Annotated in this window: 15 protein-coding genes; 9 read left to right on the top strand and 6 right to left on the bottom strand. The window is 61.1% G+C overall.

All coding sequences use genetic code 11. The features are described from left to right. The first annotated feature begins 53 nt into the window (after positions 1-53). The 4 genes from ACB031_RS10330 (at position 54) to yciA (ending at position 4,766) form a co-directional block, all read left to right on the top strand. Positions 54-1,970, top strand: coding sequence for a transglycosylase SLT domain-containing protein (locus ACB031_RS10330; RefSeq protein WP_117403925.1), 1,917 nt, complete (start codon positions 54-56; stop codon positions 1,968-1,970). A gap of 179 nt (positions 1,971-2,149) precedes the next feature. After that, entirely contained in the window at positions 2,150-3,148 is a 999-nt protein-coding gene (locus tag ACB031_RS10325; protein WP_017766068.1) for a LacI family DNA-binding transcriptional regulator, read from the top strand. A 258-nt stretch (positions 3,149-3,406) separates the two neighbouring features. Next, positions 3,407-4,219: an NAD-dependent epimerase/dehydratase family protein gene (locus tag ACB031_RS10320; RefSeq protein ID WP_371139503.1), complete on the top strand. Its 813-nt coding sequence runs from the start codon at positions 3,407-3,409 to the stop codon at positions 4,217-4,219. Between the two features lie 148 nt (positions 4,220-4,367). Further along, entirely contained in the window at positions 4,368-4,766 is a 399-nt protein-coding gene (gene yciA / locus ACB031_RS10315) for an acyl-CoA thioester hydrolase YciA (RefSeq protein WP_162519932.1), read from the top strand. A gap of 6 nt (positions 4,767-4,772) precedes the next feature. On the opposite strand, the gene ACB031_RS10310 is transcribed toward yciA, so the two are convergent. Continuing rightward, positions 4,773-4,997, bottom strand: coding sequence for a hypothetical protein (locus tag ACB031_RS10310; RefSeq protein ID WP_005299261.1), 225 nt, complete (start codon positions 4,995-4,997; stop codon positions 4,773-4,775). Positions 4,998-5,108: 111 nt separating this feature from the next. Here ACB031_RS10310 and ACB031_RS10305 point away from each other — a divergent pair, with 111 nt between their 5' ends. Continuing rightward, a complete protein-coding gene (locus tag ACB031_RS10305) occupies positions 5,109-5,954 on the top strand; it encodes an endonuclease/exonuclease/phosphatase family protein (protein WP_005299265.1) in 846 nt (281 codons plus the stop codon). An 88-nt stretch (positions 5,955-6,042) separates the two neighbouring features. Here ACB031_RS10305 and ACB031_RS10300 read toward each other — a convergent pair whose 3' ends face one another. Further along, complete coding sequence (locus ACB031_RS10300) at positions 6,043-7,590, bottom strand: LysM peptidoglycan-binding domain-containing protein (RefSeq protein ID WP_054545192.1); 1,548 nt, start codon at positions 7,588-7,590, stop codon at positions 6,043-6,045. Between the two features lie 70 nt (positions 7,591-7,660). Beyond that, a complete protein-coding gene (gene gloB, locus ACB031_RS10295) occupies positions 7,661-8,425 on the bottom strand; it encodes a hydroxyacylglutathione hydrolase (protein WP_371139502.1) in 765 nt (254 codons plus the stop codon). Between the two features lie 71 nt (positions 8,426-8,496). Between gloB and ACB031_RS10290 the strand changes: the two genes are divergently transcribed. Next, on the top strand, positions 8,497-9,219 hold the full coding sequence (locus ACB031_RS10290; protein WP_010634452.1) for a methyltransferase domain-containing protein: 723 nt from the start codon (positions 8,497-8,499) through the stop codon (positions 9,217-9,219). Between the two features lie 43 nt (positions 9,220-9,262). Here ACB031_RS10290 and rnhA read toward each other — a convergent pair whose 3' ends face one another. Next, on the bottom strand, positions 9,263-9,727 hold the full coding sequence (rnhA, locus tag ACB031_RS10285) for a ribonuclease HI (protein ID WP_005299276.1): 465 nt from the start codon (positions 9,725-9,727) through the stop codon (positions 9,263-9,265). A 52-nt stretch (positions 9,728-9,779) separates the two neighbouring features. On the opposite strand from rnhA, the gene dnaQ reads away from it, so the two are divergent. Further along, positions 9,780-10,514 (top strand): DNA polymerase III subunit epsilon, encoded by a 735-nt coding sequence (gene dnaQ / locus ACB031_RS10280; RefSeq protein WP_042050764.1) that lies wholly within the window; start codon positions 9,780-9,782, stop codon positions 10,512-10,514. Next, positions 10,511-11,779 carry a TIGR03503 family protein gene (locus ACB031_RS10275; protein WP_371139501.1) on the top strand — a complete coding sequence of 423 codons (1,269 nt, stop codon included), beginning with the start codon at positions 10,511-10,513 and terminating at the stop codon, positions 11,777-11,779. The genes dnaQ and ACB031_RS10275 overlap by 4 nt, the downstream gene beginning before the upstream one ends. Positions 11,780-11,873: 94 nt before the next feature. Here ACB031_RS10275 and ACB031_RS10270 read toward each other — a convergent pair whose 3' ends face one another. Further along, positions 11,874-13,391, bottom strand: coding sequence for an HD domain-containing phosphohydrolase (locus ACB031_RS10270; RefSeq protein WP_005299285.1), 1,518 nt, complete (start codon positions 13,389-13,391; stop codon positions 11,874-11,876). Between the two features lie 165 nt (positions 13,392-13,556). After that, the gene (gene fadE, locus ACB031_RS10265) at positions 13,557-16,013 is read right to left on the bottom strand and encodes an acyl-CoA dehydrogenase FadE (RefSeq protein WP_216972620.1); all 2,457 of its coding nucleotides are present in this window, start codon (positions 16,011-16,013) and stop codon (positions 13,557-13,559) included. Between the two features lie 245 nt (positions 16,014-16,258). Between fadE and lpcA the strand changes: the two genes are divergently transcribed. Next, the gene (lpcA, locus tag ACB031_RS10260; protein ID WP_005299294.1) at positions 16,259-16,837 is read left to right on the top strand and encodes a D-sedoheptulose 7-phosphate isomerase; all 579 of its coding nucleotides are present in this window, start codon (positions 16,259-16,261) and stop codon (positions 16,835-16,837) included. Positions 16,838-16,875 lie beyond the last annotated feature (38 nt).

The raw sequence follows: 16,875 nt of genomic DNA, 5'->3' as shown, positions 1-16,875 counted from the left end.
ATGACACCACCGCCAACGGGCGGTGGCATTGCCTCTCAATGGAGACGTCTCTCGTGAAAGCCGTGCAGGGAATCATTTTATCGGCGCTGTGCGTGCCGGGGCTGCTGACGCAGGTGGCGGCGCAGACCCTGGAACAATCTCTCTATCGCCAGGCTTATGACGCGGTGCGGGCCGACGATCAGGCCCGTTTTCAGCAAATTCGTGCCCGTTTGACCCATTATCCGCTGCTGCCCTATCTCGACTACTACCAGCTGGCCTTCCGGCCCGGGGCGGCGGACTATGACGACGTGACCCGCTTCATCCGCGAGCACGGCGATACCCCCCAATCCAATCGGCTGGAGCGCAGCTACCTCACCTATCTGGCCCAGAGCCAGCAGTGGTCCCAGTTCCTGCGCTTCTACCCGGCCAAGCCGAACTCCACCGATCTGCTCTGCATGCACTATCAGGCGCGCTACTACACCGGTCAGCAGAGCCAGGCACTGCAGGAGGCGGGCAAGCTCTGGCTGAGCGGCCAGTCCCGTCCCGATGCCTGCGATCCCCTGTTCCAGCTCTGGCAGCAGGCGGGCTTGCGCACCCAGGAGAAGATCTGGACCCGTATGACCTTGGCCTTCGAGGCGGAGAACCCGAACCTCATCCGCCACCTCGGCGCCCAGCTCGGTAGCGGCATGAAGGCCTATGGGGATCAGATGATCACCCTGTTCGAGCAGCCCGCCAAGGCGATGAACACGGCCTATTTCACTAACGCAGCCCCTTCCCGGAAGTTGCTGCTGCTGGGACTGGCCCGCTATGCCAACCAGCAGCCGGAGGCGGTGCTGGGGCAGCTCGGCTATCTGCGCTCGCGTTTTTCGCTGAGCGCCGCCGAGCTCAAACCGGTGGAACGGGCGGTGGCCAGACGGCTGCTGCTCGACCGCTCCACCGCCCAGCGCAGCTGGCTGGATGCCACCGTAGTGCGCCAGGCCGACCCGGATCTGCTGGAGCTGCGGGCCCGGCTCGCCATCTGGGAGCAGGACTGGAAAGGGCTCTCCGGCTGGGTCAAGCGCATGCCCATGGGCCTGCAGAAGGAGGATCGCTGGCGCTACTGGCTGGCGCGCTCGCTGGAAGTGCAGGGCCAGCAGAAACCGGCGCGGGATCTCTATCTGGAGACCGCCAATCTGCGCGGTTTCTACGGCTTCATGGCGGCGCAGCGCACCGGCGTGCCCTATCGGATGAAGAACCAGAGCGTGGCGCACAAGGTGCCGGACTGGCGCACCGCCAGCCGCCGCTGGCCCTTCCTGCTGCGGGTGCGCGAGTTGCTCGACATGAACGAGATCACGGCGGCGCGGGCGGAGTGGATCCACAACATGGATCGCAACCCGGTGGCCCAGCGCCTCGAGTTTGGCCACATCGCCCTCAATCAGGGCTGGCACGAGCTGGCTATTCTGGCCAGCATCCGGGCCGAGGCCTGGGATGCGCTCGACTTGCGCTTCCCGCTGCCGCTCAAGCACACCTTCTCCCAGATGGCGCAGGAGCGGACCATGAACACCAGTCTGCTCTACGCCATCTCTCGCCAGGAGAGCGCCCTCTACCCGCTGGCGCAGTCGCCGGTGGGGGCGAGGGGACTGATGCAGCTGATGCCGACCACCGCCAAGGAGACGGCCAGCAAGCTGGGGGTGCCCTATCGCAACGAGCAGCAGCTGTTTGATCCCGCCATGAACATCCGCCTTGGCAGCGCCTATCTCAAGCGGCTGCTGGATGTGTATGACGGCAACCGGATCCTGGCGGCGGCGGCCTACAACGCCGGCCCCGGCCGGGTCAAACGCTGGCGCGATCAGAGTGCGGACAAGCCGATGGATGTCTGGGTCGAGAGCATTCCCTACAAGGAGACGCGCAACTATGTGCAGAACGTGCTGTCGTTCGACCTCATCTATCAGCACAAGCTGCAGCAGCCACTGCGCTTCATGTCCGAGCGCGAGCTGAGTCACGCTTATTGAGACGGCTGCCGCCCTGGCGGCAGCCGGATTCCCATTCCTTCCCCAAAATGGTTATTATCCCATAAGGTTTTGTTACAAAAGGAAACCTGCCAGGTGATCGGGCGCCCTCTCTTGGTCTGGCAGGTTCGTTATAATCGCCCGTTCAACACAGACAGGCTTCCCCAACAAAGGAATTGATAGTGGCAACGATTAAAGACGTTTCCCGGTTGGCTAATGTGTCCATTTCAACTGTGTCGCGAGTCATCAACAACACGGCGCAGGTGGCACCAGAAAAGCGTGAGGCCGTATTGGCGGCCATGAAGGAACTGAATTTTCGTCCCAACAGTTTTGCCCAGGCGCTGGTCAGCAAGCGCTCCAACTGCATCGGCGTGCTGGTGGGGGATCTGTGTGGTGGCCCCTTCTTCGCCCAGATGATGCGCGGCATCGAGAGCGTGGTGGACAGGGCGGATAAGTTCACCATCGTCATGTCCGGCAATCACGACGAGGTGCGCGAGCGCCACGCCATCCAGGCCCTGCTGCAGCGCCAGTGCGATGCGCTGATCCTGCACAGCAAGGCGCTGCCCGACGAGGAGCTGAGCGAGCTGGTGGCGGGTAGCACCCCGGTGGTCTTCATCAACCGCCAGGTGCCGGGCGCCGAAGATCGCTGCGTCTGGCTGGACAACCAGGCCGGCATCACCACCGCCTGCCAGCACCTGCTGGATGCAGGCCATCGCAAGATTGCCTTCGTCACCTCGGACGATGAAGAGTTCGTCGATGGCCAGCAACGGATGGCCGGGTATCACCACGCCCTGCAGCGGGCCGGCATCGCTCTTGATCCTGCTCTCATCGGTCGCGCCTTTGCCGACGAGAACGGTGGCTACGTGGCGATGGGCGAGCTGCTGGATCGGGGCGTCGAGTTTACTGCCGTGCTCGGCTTCAACGACGCCATGGTGGCGGGGGCCATCTCCTGCCTGCTGGAGCGCGGATACAAGATCCCGCAGCAGATTTCGGTGGTGGGTTTTGATGACATTCCCTATGCCCGCTACATCTATCCCAAGCTCACCACGGTGCGCTACCCCATCGAGGAGATGGGCGGCCGGGCCGCGGAACTGGCGCTGAGCCTGCTGGATCACAAGCCGGCCGAGGGGCTGGAGCTCAAGTTCGAGGCCGAGTTGGTCAGACGGGAATCCGTCGCCTGAGTGGCCGACATTGGCCCTGAACGGGCCAATGTCGCTCCCGAATTTTGCTGAAAAATTGAAAGCGTTTTCAGAAATCCTTTTCAACTGTGATCCGCTTCAAAGCTTTTTGGACTGCCTGCCACTAGCATAGGCCCCACGAATTAGGAGCCTGCGCTCCCGATTTTCCCGCTGTGGGAGGTAACTGGTTAATCCAGCTATTTCCTTCGTTACTTTCGACGGTCATCATGGATGGCCGTTTTTTTTTGCCAGGATTTTGTCATGACAACAGAGCGTGAATACCAGACCGGGATCGTGGGGGCAGGCTGGCTGGGACTGCCGCTGGCCCGGGCGCTGCAGGCCGAGGGCCGCCAGGTGGCGGTGACGGTCAGCTCGGCCGAAAAAGCCGCGCAGCTGACAGCAGAGGGGGTGAAGGCCTGGCCGTTGCAACTGGGCACCGGGCTGGCGGCCCTGCCGTTTCGCTGCCGCGAGCTGGTGATCTGCGTGCCGCCGAGCAAGGTCGAGGATTACCCGGCCGCCATCGCTCGGGTGGCTGAATTGGCTAAGGGTGCCGGCGTGCAGCGGTTGCTGTTCGTGAGCGCTACCTCGGTCTGGGGGCTGGGGCAGGGGGAGGATGAACACCCCATGCCTGCCCACGAGCGCGGAATACGGATGCTGGCCGCCGAGCAGGCGACGATGGGGGCCGGCATTGCATGCTCCATGGTGCTGCGCCCGGCCGGGCTCTATGGGCCAGAGCGCCATCCCGGCCGTTTCCTGGCGGGCAAGACCCTGGAGGGGGGCGGCCAGGCGGTGAACCTGGTGCATCTGGATGATGTGGTGGCCGCCTGCCTGCTGCTGCTGAAACAGGGCAAGGATGGGGATGCCTACAACCTGAGTGCGCCAGTGCACCCGCGCCGGGAGCAGTTCTATCCCTTTGCCGCGCGCCAGCTTGGCCTGCCGGCCCCGATATTCATCGAACCGGCCGGCCGGTTTGCCCCCGTCGAGGGGCAGCGCATCTGCGAGCAGCACGGGTTTGTCTATCGCTGGCCCGATCCGGCGCACTGGTTTGCCGAGCTGGCAGCCCAGGGTCACTAAGCATACAGCCCGGTGCTATGCGTGGGTATAGCGGTGGGGCACAGGCGGCTCCGCTCCTTGGCCGGGCCTGCCGTTTGACGGGCAATTGAGGTTTGCCAAGGGGGAGCTCGCCCCCTATCATGCCGCCATCCATATAGAGAGAGCGGTAATGATGGTAGATACAAGACGTCACCCCGATGGGGAACTGTTGCTGAGAACCCTGGCAATGCCAGCCGATACCAACCCCAATGGCGATATCTTCGGGGGCTGGATCATGTCCCAGATGGATATAGGTGGGGGCATCATGGCCAAGGAGCTGGCAAAAGGACGTATTTGTACTGTATCCGTCGAGGGCATGACCTTTCACAGCCCGGTCAAGGTGGGCGACGTGGTGTGCTGCTACGGGCGCTGTCTGAAGATTGGCCGCAGTTCCATGCGACTGAAGCTGGAGGTGTGGGTCAAGCCGGTGCTGCGTGAAAACGAAGCCCAGCGCTACTGCGTCACCGAGGGGATCTTCACCTATGTCGCCATCGACGAACAGGGAAAATCCCGTCCGATACCGGTCTGATCCGGGTCAGATAAGCCGGGCATTGATGATGGATATTTCCTGCTCAAACCCGGTTTTTTGCCGTATCATGCGTTCCAGCATCTCTTCCGAGCCGACGCACTGCTGGGTGTCGAACAGGCAGAGATCGCACTGGGGATCCCGTCTGATCTGATAGACGGTGGAAAGCTCCACTTGATGACAATTTCCTTGTTGATCATAAAACGTCACGCGGTACTGGTGCTGTCTCGCCATCGTTGAATTCCTTCTGGATGAGCCGGGCCGGACACGAGTTATGAGCCTAGTCGGCAGCGATGACGTTTGGGATGGTCATGACACAATGCAGAGGCAGGTGGTTGTTAGCCAATGAAAAATAGTTATCGCATTCTGGGTACGTCGCTACTGACGTTGGGACTGGTCGGCTGTTTCGAGGTGCCGGATCAGGATCACCTGGTCACGGCGCAGGGCATCATCCCTGGCGCCAGCTGCCAGAAGCCGCCGCTGGTGGCACTGGCCTCCACCGCCTTGCCCCGCGAGTTTGGCATTACCGTCTGGAATCTCTACAAGGGTCAGCGCAAAAACTGGCGCGAGGGACTGGACGAGTATGCCAAGGCCCAGGATCTGGTGCTGTTGCAGGAGTCGGCGACCCGCCCCGAGATGCTGGAGTGGCTCAAGGCCGGTGATTTCCAGTGGCAGCAATTGCAAGCCTTTACTCAGGGCGGCGTCTCCTTCGGTGTCATGACGGTCGCCAAGACGCCGCAGGCGTTCGTGTGCGGCGTGCGCTCCCCCGAGCCGCTGCTGCGCATCCCCAAATCCGGTCTGGTCAGCCTCTACCCGTTGCAGGGGGATCCTGACGGTGTGCTGGTGGTCAACCTGCATGCGGTCAATTTCGAGCTGGGGATGGCCACCTTTCGCGAGCAGATCAACGATCTGACCGCCCTCATTCATCGTCACCAGGGGCCCGTCATTCTGGCCGGGGATTTCAATACCTGGAGCGACAAGCGGGAGTTCTGGCTGAAGCGGCTGGTGAGCGATCTGGGGCTGCAGGAGGCGATCCCGATGCCGGATCTGCGCCGGACTGCCTTTGGCCGGCCGCTCGATCACCTCTATTACCGCAATCTGGATCTGGTGGAAGTGAGCAGCCCGGCGACCGATGCCTCGGATCACAATCCCATCGTGGCCCGTTTCGCGGCCCAGGCCATCACCCCCTAAGCCTGTTGATTGGCCGCTACGGCGGCCTGCTCCAGATAAAAAAATACCCCGCATCAGGCGGGGTATTTTTTTATGAAGTGATGAACGATCAGCTGTTGTTCTTCACGAACAGGGTCAGCTCCTGACCTGGCTTGAGGTAATCGCTCTTGCCCAGCTGATTCCAGCGCATCACGTCCATCACGGCGACCTGAAAGCGGGCTGCGATGGAGGAGAGGGAATCACCGCGGCGCACCTGATAGACCATGGACTTGTTGCCACCCTTGCCCTGCTTGGGCCAGACCACCAGCTTCATGCCCGGTTTCAGGGCCGATTTGGCGTTGAGACCGTTCCACTTGGCCAGCTCGTCATGGGTCACCCCGTGTGCCTGGCTGATGCTCCACAGATTGTCGCCGGCCCGTACCTTGTACTGGATCTTGCCGCTGCCACGGCTGGCGAGCTGCTGTGGCTTGCTCTGGACGCTCTGGCTGACTACCTGTTTGCTGCCGCTGGTCGGGATCATCAGGGTCTGACCACGGCGCAGGTTGTTGCTGCGCAGGTTGTTGGCCAGCTTGATCTGCTGCACGCTCACCCCGTGATTCTGGGCGATGCGGGAGAGGGTGTCGCCACTGGTAACCTGATAGGAGCGGGTGCGGATGCGCTCGCTCTGCGGCAGGTCGGCCAGGGCCAGCTCCAGGGTATCGGCATATTCAACCGGTACCAGCAGGCGATAGGGGCCCTTGGGCGAGGTCGACCAGCGGGTCAGCGCCGGATTGACCTCTTTCAGCTGGGCCGGGCGCAGGCCCGCCAGCTGGGCTGCCACGTTCAGGTCGATCTGACCTCCCGTGTTGACCACCCGCAGTTGCGGTTTGTTGGCCAGCACCGGCAGGGTGACATTGTACTTGTCCGCATTGCGGATCATGTCAGCCATGGCCAGGATCTTGGGCACGTACATCCGGGTCTCGCGAGGCAGATCGAGCGACCAGTAGTCGGTCGGTCGGCCAGCCTTCTGATTGCGGATGATGGCGTTGCGCACCCGTCCTTCACCGGCATTGTAGGCGGCCAGCGTCTGCAGCCAGTCGCCGTCGAAGAAACGGTTCAGGTACTCCAGATAATCCAGCGCGGCATTGGTGGAGGCCAGTACATCGCGGCGGCCGTCGTACCAGTTGTCGTGGCGCAGGCCGAAGTTCTTGCCGGTCGCAGGAACGAACTGCCACAGACCCACCGCATTGCTGCGGGATCGGGCGTGGGGATCGAACATGCTCTCGATCATGGGAATGGTAATAAGCTCCATTGGCAGCTCACGCCGTTCGATTTCCTCTACCATCAGATACAGGTAGGGCTCAGCCCGGCTGGCAATGGTCGCCAGATGCTTATCATTGCGCAACAACCAATCACGCTGCTGGCGGACACGGTCGTTCTCCTGCGGATCAAACTGCATATCATCGCTGATACGCACCCACAGGTTATCGGTGTCATCCAGTTCGTCGATCTGTTCGTCACCGAACAGGAAGCGCGCAGAATGTTTTTTATACGCTTTTTTGTTGACTTGGGGGGACTTGATCGGCTCGATTGCCGTTAGCGCCCGGTCATCCTGATGGCTCAGGTTTTGGCAGCCGCTGAGAAACAGCGCCGCCAATAAGGCCGTTCGTACCTTCATCTCGCTCAGGTCATCTTTGGGAAAAACAGCTCGCATCATAAGGGGCAATGGCCCCCTGATCAAGGTTTGTTCAAAAAACATCCTTCCATTGGCGCAGGATCGTGAAGGTATCTACCGGATTTTCCACGCATTTAAGAGCGTGTTTCTCAGCAGAAAATTTCACGGAATCTAGCTCGCAACGCAGAAAAACATTGAAGCGCTTCTCATCCCCCAGCCGTGAGGGGAGACTCGGCAGGCCCTGCTGGCGCAGCTTGCTGATCAGCCCGATCTGTTGCTGGATCGCCTGGTTGTCGGGCTCGACAGCGTGGGCGAAGCGCAGGTTGGAGAGGGTGTACTCGTGGGCACAATAAATGAGGGTGTCATCGGGCAGGGCGGCGAGGCGCTGCAACGATCCGAACATCTGGGCCGGGGTCCCTTCGAACAGGCGGCCGCAGCCGGCACTGAAGAGGGTGTCGCCACAAAACAGCATGCCGTGACCGTGGTAGGCGATGTGACCGTGGGTGTGACCGGGCACGTGGATCACCTCGAGGCTCAGGCCGTGCCAGTTGATCTGATCCCCGTCATCAAGCCACTGGCCGTGGTACGCCGGCATGGGGTCAAGCTTGGGGCCATAGAGGCGGGAATGGGGAAAATGTTCCAGCAACTCGCCCACGCCGCCCACATGGTCGTGATGGTGGTGGGTGAGCAGGATGGCATCCAGTTGCAGCTCCAGCACGGCCAGCCGTTCCAGCACGGGAGCGGCCTCGCCCGGATCGACGACCAGGCAGTGATTTTCGTGTCGGATCAACCAGATGTAGTTGTCGTTAAAGGCTGGAACTGTGATCACTGGATACATGAGTCTGCTTCTCTTTATGGAGGGTATCTTATATAACTGGATGGCGTTCGAACCCCAAGTTGAGCCCTATTATGCAGGTGGCACGTACCGAACAACAAATCGAGATCCCGACCAGCTGGTCGGCACTGCCCATGGGGGACTGGGTAGCGGCCGAGATCCAGGAGCGACTCGACAGCTGGTGCCCGCATCTGTTTGGTTATCATCTGCTGAAGGTCGGCGCGCTGAGCGCCGAGCTCTCCTGCGGTTGCTCCTCCATTCGCCACCAGATAGGGGTCGCCCCTGGCGGCCGCCTGCTGGATCTCAAGGGGGATCCGCTGGCCCTGCCGGTACGCACCGGCAGCGTGGATGCCTGCCTGCTGGCCCACTGTCTCGATTTTTCACCCGACCCGCACCAGGTGCTGCGGGAGGCGGAGCGGGTACTGACCGACGATGGCTGGCTCATCGTCAGCGGTTACAATCCGCTCAGCCTGGTCGGCATCGGCCATTGCCTGCCTTTCCTGCGTCAACATCTGCCCTGGTCCGCCCGCATGTTCACCCCGGCACGGGTCACCGACTGGCTGCAGCTGCTTGGCTGCGAGGTGATGTTTGACGAGCGCTTCGGCTATTCGTTCATGGGCAGGCAGAGCCGGATCGGCTGGTGGCGGGAGAGTGTGGGGCGGGATTACTGTCGGCCGTTTGCGTCTGTCTACGTGATAGCGGCGCGCAAACGGCGCTTCCCCTTGACACCGGTGCGCCGTCGCTGGCGTCTGCCGGGTTCCATCGCTACGCCGGGGATGGCGCGCCAGGGCGGCTAGTCGTCAGCCGCCGGGCAGGCTCATGTGCTAGAGGGGAAGGCGGTCAGGGTTGATAGCCGGTATCTTCGGCCAGCTGTTTGCCGCTGGCGGCCTCGCGGGCCAGCTCATCGCAGCGTTCGTTCTCCGGGTGTCCGGAGTGCCCCTTGACCCAGAGCCACTCGATCTGGTGGCGACTGACTTCCGCATCCAGCGCTTTCCAGAGATCGACGTTCTTGACCGGTTGACGGTTGGCGGTCATCCATCCCTTCTTCTTCCAGCCGATGATCCACTGGGTGATCCCCTGGCGCACATACTGGCTGTCGGTGGTGAGGCGTACCTGGCAGGGCTCGTTCAGAGTGCGCAGCCCCATGATGGCGGCCATCAGCTCCATCCTGTTGTTGGTGGTGAGGCGAAAGCCGGCGGCGATCTCCTTGCGATGCTTGCCGTAGACCATGACGGCACCATAACCACCCGGGCCCGGGTTGCCGAGGCAGGAACCATCCGTATACAAATCAATCTGTTTTAACATGAGGCTTGGGGTAAACTAGCGGGTAAAGCCGAAGTTTGACATAGATTGGATCATGAGCACACCCCAACTGAATCGCCAGATCATTCTGGATACTGAAACCACAGGTATGAACACGGCCGGTGGCCCCGTCTATCTGGGACACCGGATCATCGAGATCGGCTGTGTGGAGGTGATCAACCGCAAGCTGACCGGGAACCACTTCCACGTCTACATCAAGCCGGACCGGCTGGTGGACCCGGAAGCCATCCAGGTGCACGGTATCACCGACGAGTTCTTGCGTGACAAGCCGTCGTTCAGCCAGATTGCCGACGAGTTCATCGAGTTTATTCGCGGTGCCGAGCTGATTGCCCACAACGCGCCGTTTGACGTGAGCTTCATGGACTATGAGTTCAGCAAGCTCGGTCTCAACTTCAAGACTGCCGACATCTGCGGCATCACGGATACCCTGGCGATGGCGCGGGACCTGTTCCCTGGCAAGCGCAACAACCTGGACGTGCTGTGCGATCGCTACGGTATCGACAACTCGCACCGTACCCTGCACGGGGCCTTGCTCGATGCGGAGATCCTGGCAGACGTCTACCTGTTGATGACGGGTGGCCAGACCAAACTGAACCTGGCCACCGAGAGCAACGAGAATGAAAGCAACCAGGACACCAGTATCCGGCGACTGGAGAGCAACCGTCCACCGCTCAAGGTGATCCGGGCCAGTGCCGACGTTGAGGCGGTACACGAGGCGCGGCTGGATCTGGTGCAGAAGAAGGGAGGAGCCTGCCTGTGGCGGCAATGAGCAAGCTATGGGGCGGCCTGCTGCTGCTGGCCTCGCTGACGGCCGGGGCCAACGAGGTATTTGCCCCCTCCGACATCCCCCTGCTCGATAATCGCTTTCGCATCGATTACGGGGTGAAGGAGATCACCTTCATCGTGACGCGCAAGCCGGGCACTCCGTCGGTGATCCTGGTGCGGCCCGATGGCAGCAAGCTCTATGTGAGCAAGGTGACGCCGCCCGATGTCGGCTGGTTGGCGCTCAAGGATCAGGATCTCATTACCATCCGCAATCCCATGCCGGGCCCCTGGCAGGCCATTGGCGAGGTGGACCCCGACAACCGGGTGCGCCTGCTGTCGAACATCAAGCTGGAAACCGATCTGTTGCCGACCCAGCTTTACCAGGGGGAGAAGGTCAAGCTCAAATCCTGGCTGCTGATCGACGACGCGCCGCCCAAGGATGGCTACTACCTGTCCGATCTCGGCATGACGGTACGGCTGCAGCGTTTCAATGACGCCAAGCCGGAGGGGGAGCCGGTCGTCGATGAGGTGCTCGGTCACTATCGTGACGATGGCAAGGGGCTCGACGAGGTGCCAGGCGACGGCATCATGACCGCCGAGGCGGTGCTGGATGTGCCAGCCGGGAAATACCGGGCCATGTACAGCACAGGCAATCAGGTCTTCTCCCGTGCCCGCTATCAGGATGTGCTGATCTATCCGCTACCTGTCAGTTACTCCCTCGCGCCTCCCTCGCAGGAGTTCGGGGCCAAGCTCTCCTTCCTGATTGACGTGGATGAACTGGATCCCGCTTCCGTGGTGATCCAGGGCAAGGCGACCAGCACGGTCGGGACCAGCATGCCGTTCAATGCGGTGGCCACCGAACCCAAGGTGGAGGTGGATCTCTCCGCCATCAAGGAAGTCGGCCAATATGAGGTGACGGCTACCCTGTTTGGCACGACCCGCTTGGGCCGCGAAATTCAGGTGAGCCTGCCGGTCAAATCCTTCAATATCTTCCCGGTGCTGGCAACGCCGCCATCGGCCGCCTCTGCCGCGTCAGAAGCCTCGGCGGCAATTCCGAGCCAGGTCAAGTTCGAGGAAAAGGAGAGCGGCGGCTGGCTGGTCTGGCTGCTGGGTGGCACTGGCATATTATTGCTGCTCTTGCTCGGCGGCGTGGGCTTCATCGTGTTGCAAAAGCGGCGGGCGCTGAAAAAAGCCATGGCATCGCAAAAAGCCGAGAGCGAGAGCGCCAAACCGGAGGCCAAGCTGGATCTCAACCTGCCCGAACAATAGGTGAGGGGAATGCTGCAAGCAGCAAAAAGCCGCCTGTCAGGGCGGCTTTTTCTATATGGGCAGATTATTGGGGTGGTTGAACAACCCATCCAGCTCAATGTTCCCCGACGTAGATATCCTTGTGCTGTTCGCGGATCTCGAGGAATTTGTCGAGGTTGGCCAGCATCAGCTCCACCAGCTGGGGGTCGAAGTGCTGGCCTTTCTCCTCTTGGATCAGCGCCAGTACCTTATCCAGCGGCCAGGCCTTCTTGTAGCAGCGATCCGAGCCGAGTGCATCGAACACGTCGGCCAGCGCCACCACCCGCCCTTCCAGCGGAATGGCATCGCCCTTGAGGCCACGAGGATAGCCGCTGCCGTTCCACTTTTCGTGGTGGTTGCCGGCGATGGTGGCACCAATCTGGAACAGCGCCAGATCGCTGCCGGAGAGCATGTCCTGCCCCAGCTGGGCGTGGGTCTTCATGATCTCCCACTCCTCCGGGGTCAGCTTGCCCGGTTTGTGCAGGATGGCATCCGGAATGCCCACCTTGCCGATGTCGTGCAGCGGAGAGGCGCGCTTGATGAGCTCGCTCTGCTCCTCGCTCATGCCCAGCAACTGGCAGAACAGCTCGGTATAAAGGGCGACCCGCTTGACGTGCAGGCCGGACTCCTTGGAGCGGGTCTCCACCAGTTCGCCGATGCGGTAGATGATCTCGCGCTGGTTGTCGGCGATGACCTCGTTGAGCCGGATGTTCTCCAGCGCCACTATGATGTTTTCGGTGAACAGGCTGAGCAGGCCCGTATCCATCTGGCTAAGCTGGCGAGTGGTCTCGATGTGAAACAGCAGATGATGGCGGGGGTTCTGGCAGTAGAGCACCATCTGGTTGCCGTCATAGACGTTGGCGCGATTGTTCATGGCCTGACGCAGGATGACGGGAGCATCGGCCAGACGCAGCGACGGATGGCCCGGCAGCAGAGGTTCCAGGATCTGATCCCGTACCTCGTAGGCATACTGCTTCACATCATAGATATGTGAATCTTCCAGATTGAGCAGGGCACTGAGCTGCTCCTGGGCCCCTTCGACAAACTGCCGCAGTGCCCGCTTCTCGAAGATCCCCTTGGAGGCCTCGATGACCTTCTCCAGCCCCTGGCGGTTGCTCTCGAGGGTGCGGATGTCGCGATAGGAGCGCAGGCTGGCTCGCAGCAGGGTGCGCAGCTTCTGGGAGGTGAGCTCGGTCTTGTCCTTGTAGTCGTTGATGTCGTAGTTGCTGACCACGTCATCTTCCGGGGCCTGGCCCGGCTGACCGGTACGCAGCACGATACGCACCATCTTGTTTTGCAGATCCTCGCGCACGAATTTGACCACATCGAGACCGGCGTGATCGACCTCCATGACCACGTCCAGCAGCAGCAAGGCCACGTCCGGGGTCTTGGCGAGCAGCTCCTTGGCCTGAGCGGCTGAATAAGCATGCAAAAATTCAATGGGTCTATTATCGAATTCAAACTTGCTCAGGGTGATCTTGGTGATGCGATGCACTTCGGGCTCATCGTCCACAATCATCACCTTCCATCCAGCCTGCTGGTCGTCGAGAAGGGGCAGATCGTCATCGTCAATAATCAGGATTTGGTCATCCATCATGCAATCCTGTTTGGGATCCTGTGCTTACATTAACTGCTTCACTAAGGATAGGAAACTTATTGGGAAATAAAATTTGATCTGTGAAATCTCTTTGTCGTCATCCTGATCCTGCCCCATAAAAAACGCCTCCACTTGGGAGGCGTTTGACTATCTATCAGGCGTTCAGGCGGCTCTGTGATAGGCCGATGGCTCGAACAGGGCCTTGTTGGCGACCAGCTCGATGGGATCAAAATCATCGACGTTGATGGTGCGCAGACGGCTCTCTTCGGCGCGACGCAACAGGTCCGCTTCGGTCTGGTTGAGCACCCCGAGCGTCAGGCCCGCTTCTGCTACCTTGTCCAGTTGCATAAACGGACGCTTGATGCCGTCAGCCTTGCATACTTTCTCAAACAGCGGCTCGGCAGAGAGCACGTCGTCCAGTGCCTGCTCCAGCAGACCGAAGGGGTTGCCCTCTTCGCGGGTGAGATACTGCCCCTGGGCCAGTCGACTGCGGGTGTCGCTCGGGGTTTGCAGCAGGCGGGCCACCTGGTTGTCCAGCTTGTCGCTCGGACGTTTCAGGTCGCGGCCCAGTGGCAGCACGATGACGCGCAGGGCCAGCCCAATCCAGCGGTTCGGGAAGTTGCGCAGCAGCTCGTCGATCGCTTCCTGTGCCTTGAACAGGGCATCTTGCAGCGCCCAGTGCAGCAGCGGCAGGTCGGCGTGCTGACGACCCTCATCCTGATAGCGCTTGAGGGCGCTGGAGGCCAGATAGAGCTGGCTCAGCACGTCGCCAAGACGGGCGGAGACCCGCTCTTTACGCTTGAGCTCGCCACCCAGGGTGCCCATCGCCATGTCTGACAGGAAGGCCAGGTTGGCGGATAGGCGGGAGAGCTGTTGGTAGTAGCCCTTGGTCTGGTCCTTGAACGGCGCAGCAGCGAAGCGGGCACCGGTCAGACCCAGCCAGAAGCTGCGTACCAGGTTGCTGATGGCAAAGCCGACGTGGCTGAATACCGCCTTGTCGAAGTCCTTGAGGGCCTGCTCCTGATCCGGGTGGCTGGCCGCCAGCATTTCGGGCAGCACGTAGGGGTGGCAGCGGATGGCGCCCTGACCGTAGATGATCATGCTGCGGGTCAGGATATTGGCCCCTTCCACCGTGACGGCGATGGGTGCGCCCTGATAGCCACGGGCCAGGTAGTTGTTGGGCCCCATGCAGATGGCCTTGCCGCCGTGGATGTCCATGGCGTCGATGATGCACTTCTGGGCCCGGTCGGTGAGGTGGTACTTGACGATGGCGGAGATGACCGAGGGTTTCTCGCCCAAATCGATACCGGTCACGGTCAGCTTGGCGGCGGCGCCCATGATGTAGGCGTTGCCGCCGATACGGGCCAGCGGCTCTTCAATTCCTTCCATCTTGCCGATGGGCAGCTTGAACTGGCGACGGATGCGGCTGTAGGCGCCGCTCGCCAGGGCCAGCATCTTGACGCCGCCTGTGCTGTTGGAGGGCAGGGTAATGCCGCGTCCGACCGACAGGCACTCGACCAGCATGCGCCAGCCCTGACCGGCCATGGCCGGGCCGCCGATGATGAAATCGAGCGGGACGAACACGTCCTTGCCGCGGGTCGGGCCATTCTGGAACGGCACGTTGAGCGGGAAGTGGCGACGGCCGATCTCGACCCCTTTGATGTGGGTCGGAATGAGGGCGCAAGTGATGCCGAGCTCCTCTTCGTCACCCAGCAGGTGCTCTGGGTCACGCAGCTTGAAGGCGAGGCCCAGTACGGTGGAAATGGGGGCCAGTGTAATGTAGCGCTTGTTCCAGGTCAGGCGCATACCGAGTACTTCTTTTCCTTCCCACTCGCCCTTGCAGACGATCCCGAAGTCGGGGATGGAGCCTGCGTCAGAGCCTGCTTCCGGGCTGGTGAGGGCGAAGCAGGGGATCTCCTTTCCGACCGCCAGACGTGGCAGGTAGTAATCCTTCTGCTCATCGGTGCCATAGTGTTGCAGCAGCTCGCCCGGGCCCAGCGAGTTGGGCACGCCGACGGTGGAAGCGAGCACGGCGCTGGCGCCGCACAGCTTTTGCAGCACGCAGGACTGGGCGTAGGCAGAGAACTCCAGGCCACCGTACTTCTTCTTGATGATCATGGCGAAGAACTTGTTGTCCTTCAGGTATTGCCATACCTCGGGGGAGAGATCGGCCCGCTCATGGGTCACTTCCCAGTCGTTGACCATGCGACACACCTCTTCCACCGGGCCGTCCAGGAAGGCCTGCTCTTCGGCAGAGAGGGTGCTGACCGGGATGGCGTGCAGCTTTTTCCAGTCCGGGTTGCCGGCAAACAGGTCGGCTTCCCACCAGGTGGTACCCGCCTCAATGGCCTCTTTCTCGGTGCGGGACATCTCCGGCATGATGGACTTGTAGAGCTTGAACAGCGGCTTGGTCAGTTGATTGCGACGAAAATCCACCAGATTGAGGGGAATGGCGATCACCGCAAACAGTACCCAGACCAGCAGAGGAACGTGGCCATAGAGGGTGCCGGCAATCAGGGCTGCCGCCGTGGCAAGCGTGGAGGTGAACAGAGACGCCCGGCGATAAGCCATGGCGCCGATCACCAGGATCACTCCGAGCAGAGTGAGGGTCGTCGTCATTTTTCGCTCCTTGCATGAGTTGCCGAAATTGGGTGAACTGGGGGTTAACCGATCCAGAGGTCTGACCTGTTGGATATGGCCTCTGTTGTAATTCATACGCACAAACTTATCAAGCTGTTTACAAGCTCGTTACCTTGGCTCTGTGATCGGCATAACGTAGTGCCGGCGCCATCTTGACGGGCGGGGGGCGACTCCGGGATTGGCTTGTGCGACAATGGCGCCGCCCATATTTTGGAAGAGACATCATGTACCAAGAACTGATCCGCAATGAATTGACCGAAGCTGCCGGCGTGCTCCAGGCGTTCCTGGCAGATGAGCAAAATCTGAAGAACATCGAGGCCGCCGCCAAGCTGCTCGCTGACTCCTTCAAGCAGGAAGGCAAGGTACTCTCCTGTGGCAACGGTGGCTCCCACTGTGACGCCATGCATTTTGCCGAAGAGCTGACCGGTCGTTATCGCGAGAACCGCCCCGGCTATGCCGGCATCGCCATCTCCGATCCCAGCCACCTCTCCTGCGTTTCCAACGACTTTGGCTACGACTACGTCTTCTCCCGCTATGTGGAAGCGGTCGGCCGTCGCGGCGACGTGCTGCTCGGCATCTCCACCAGCGGTAACTCCGGCAATATCCTGAAGGCCATCGAGGCGGCGCGTGCCAAGGGCATGAAGGTGATTGCACTGACCGGCAAGGATGGCGGCAAGATGGCCGGTCTGGCCGATGTGGAGATCCGGGTGCCGCACTTCGGTTATGCCGACCGCATTCAGGAAGTGCACATCAAGGTGATCCACATCCTGATCCAGCTGGTCGAAAAAGAGATGGCCAAGTAAGGATGTGATCCCGCGCCGGAACCGCTGAATCCTGTGGG

This window comes from Aeromonas sp. S8(2024), assembly GCF_041403085.1.
Lineage (GTDB): Bacteria > Pseudomonadota > Gammaproteobacteria > Enterobacterales > Aeromonadaceae > Aeromonas > Aeromonas dhakensis.
Note: the sequence above shows the minus strand (reverse complement) of the source record. Positions and strands in the feature narration are given on the sequence as shown.

Bases quoted from the DNA above. Each gene is read 5' to 3' on its own strand.
- ACB031_RS10310 (WP_005299261.1), bottom strand. From the start codon at position 4,997: ATGGCGAGACAGCACCAGTACCGCGTGACGTTTTATGATCAACAAGGA.
- ACB031_RS10320 (WP_371139503.1), top strand. From the start codon at position 3,407: ATGACAACAGAGCGTGAATACCAGACCGGGATCGTGGGGGCAGGCTGG.
- gloB (WP_371139502.1), bottom strand. From the start codon at position 8,425: ATGTATCCAGTGATCACAGTTCCAGCCTTTAACGACAACTACATCTGG.
- ACB031_RS10290 (WP_010634452.1), top strand. From the start codon at position 8,497: ATGCAGGTGGCACGTACCGAACAACAAATCGAGATCCCGACCAGCTGG.
- dnaQ (WP_042050764.1), top strand. From the start codon at position 9,780: ATGAGCACACCCCAACTGAATCGCCAGATCATTCTGGATACTGAAACC.
- yciA (WP_162519932.1), top strand. From the start codon at position 4,368: ATGATGGTAGATACAAGACGTCACCCCGATGGGGAACTGTTGCTGAGA.
- rnhA (WP_005299276.1), bottom strand. From the start codon at position 9,727: ATGTTAAAACAGATTGATTTGTATACGGATGGTTCCTGCCTCGGCAAC.
- ACB031_RS10270 (WP_005299285.1), bottom strand. From the start codon at position 13,391: ATGGATGACCAAATCCTGATTATTGACGATGACGATCTGCCCCTTCTC.
- ACB031_RS10275 (WP_371139501.1), top strand. From the start codon at position 10,511: ATGAGCAAGCTATGGGGCGGCCTGCTGCTGCTGGCCTCGCTGACGGCC.
- ACB031_RS10300 (WP_054545192.1), bottom strand. From the start codon at position 7,590: ATGAAGGTACGAACGGCCTTATTGGCGGCGCTGTTTCTCAGCGGCTGC.
- ACB031_RS10305 (WP_005299265.1), top strand. From the start codon at position 5,109: ATGAAAAATAGTTATCGCATTCTGGGTACGTCGCTACTGACGTTGGGA.
- fadE (WP_216972620.1), bottom strand. From the start codon at position 16,013: ATGACGACGACCCTCACTCTGCTCGGAGTGATCCTGGTGATCGGCGCC.
- lpcA (WP_005299294.1), top strand. From the start codon at position 16,259: ATGTACCAAGAACTGATCCGCAATGAATTGACCGAAGCTGCCGGCGTG.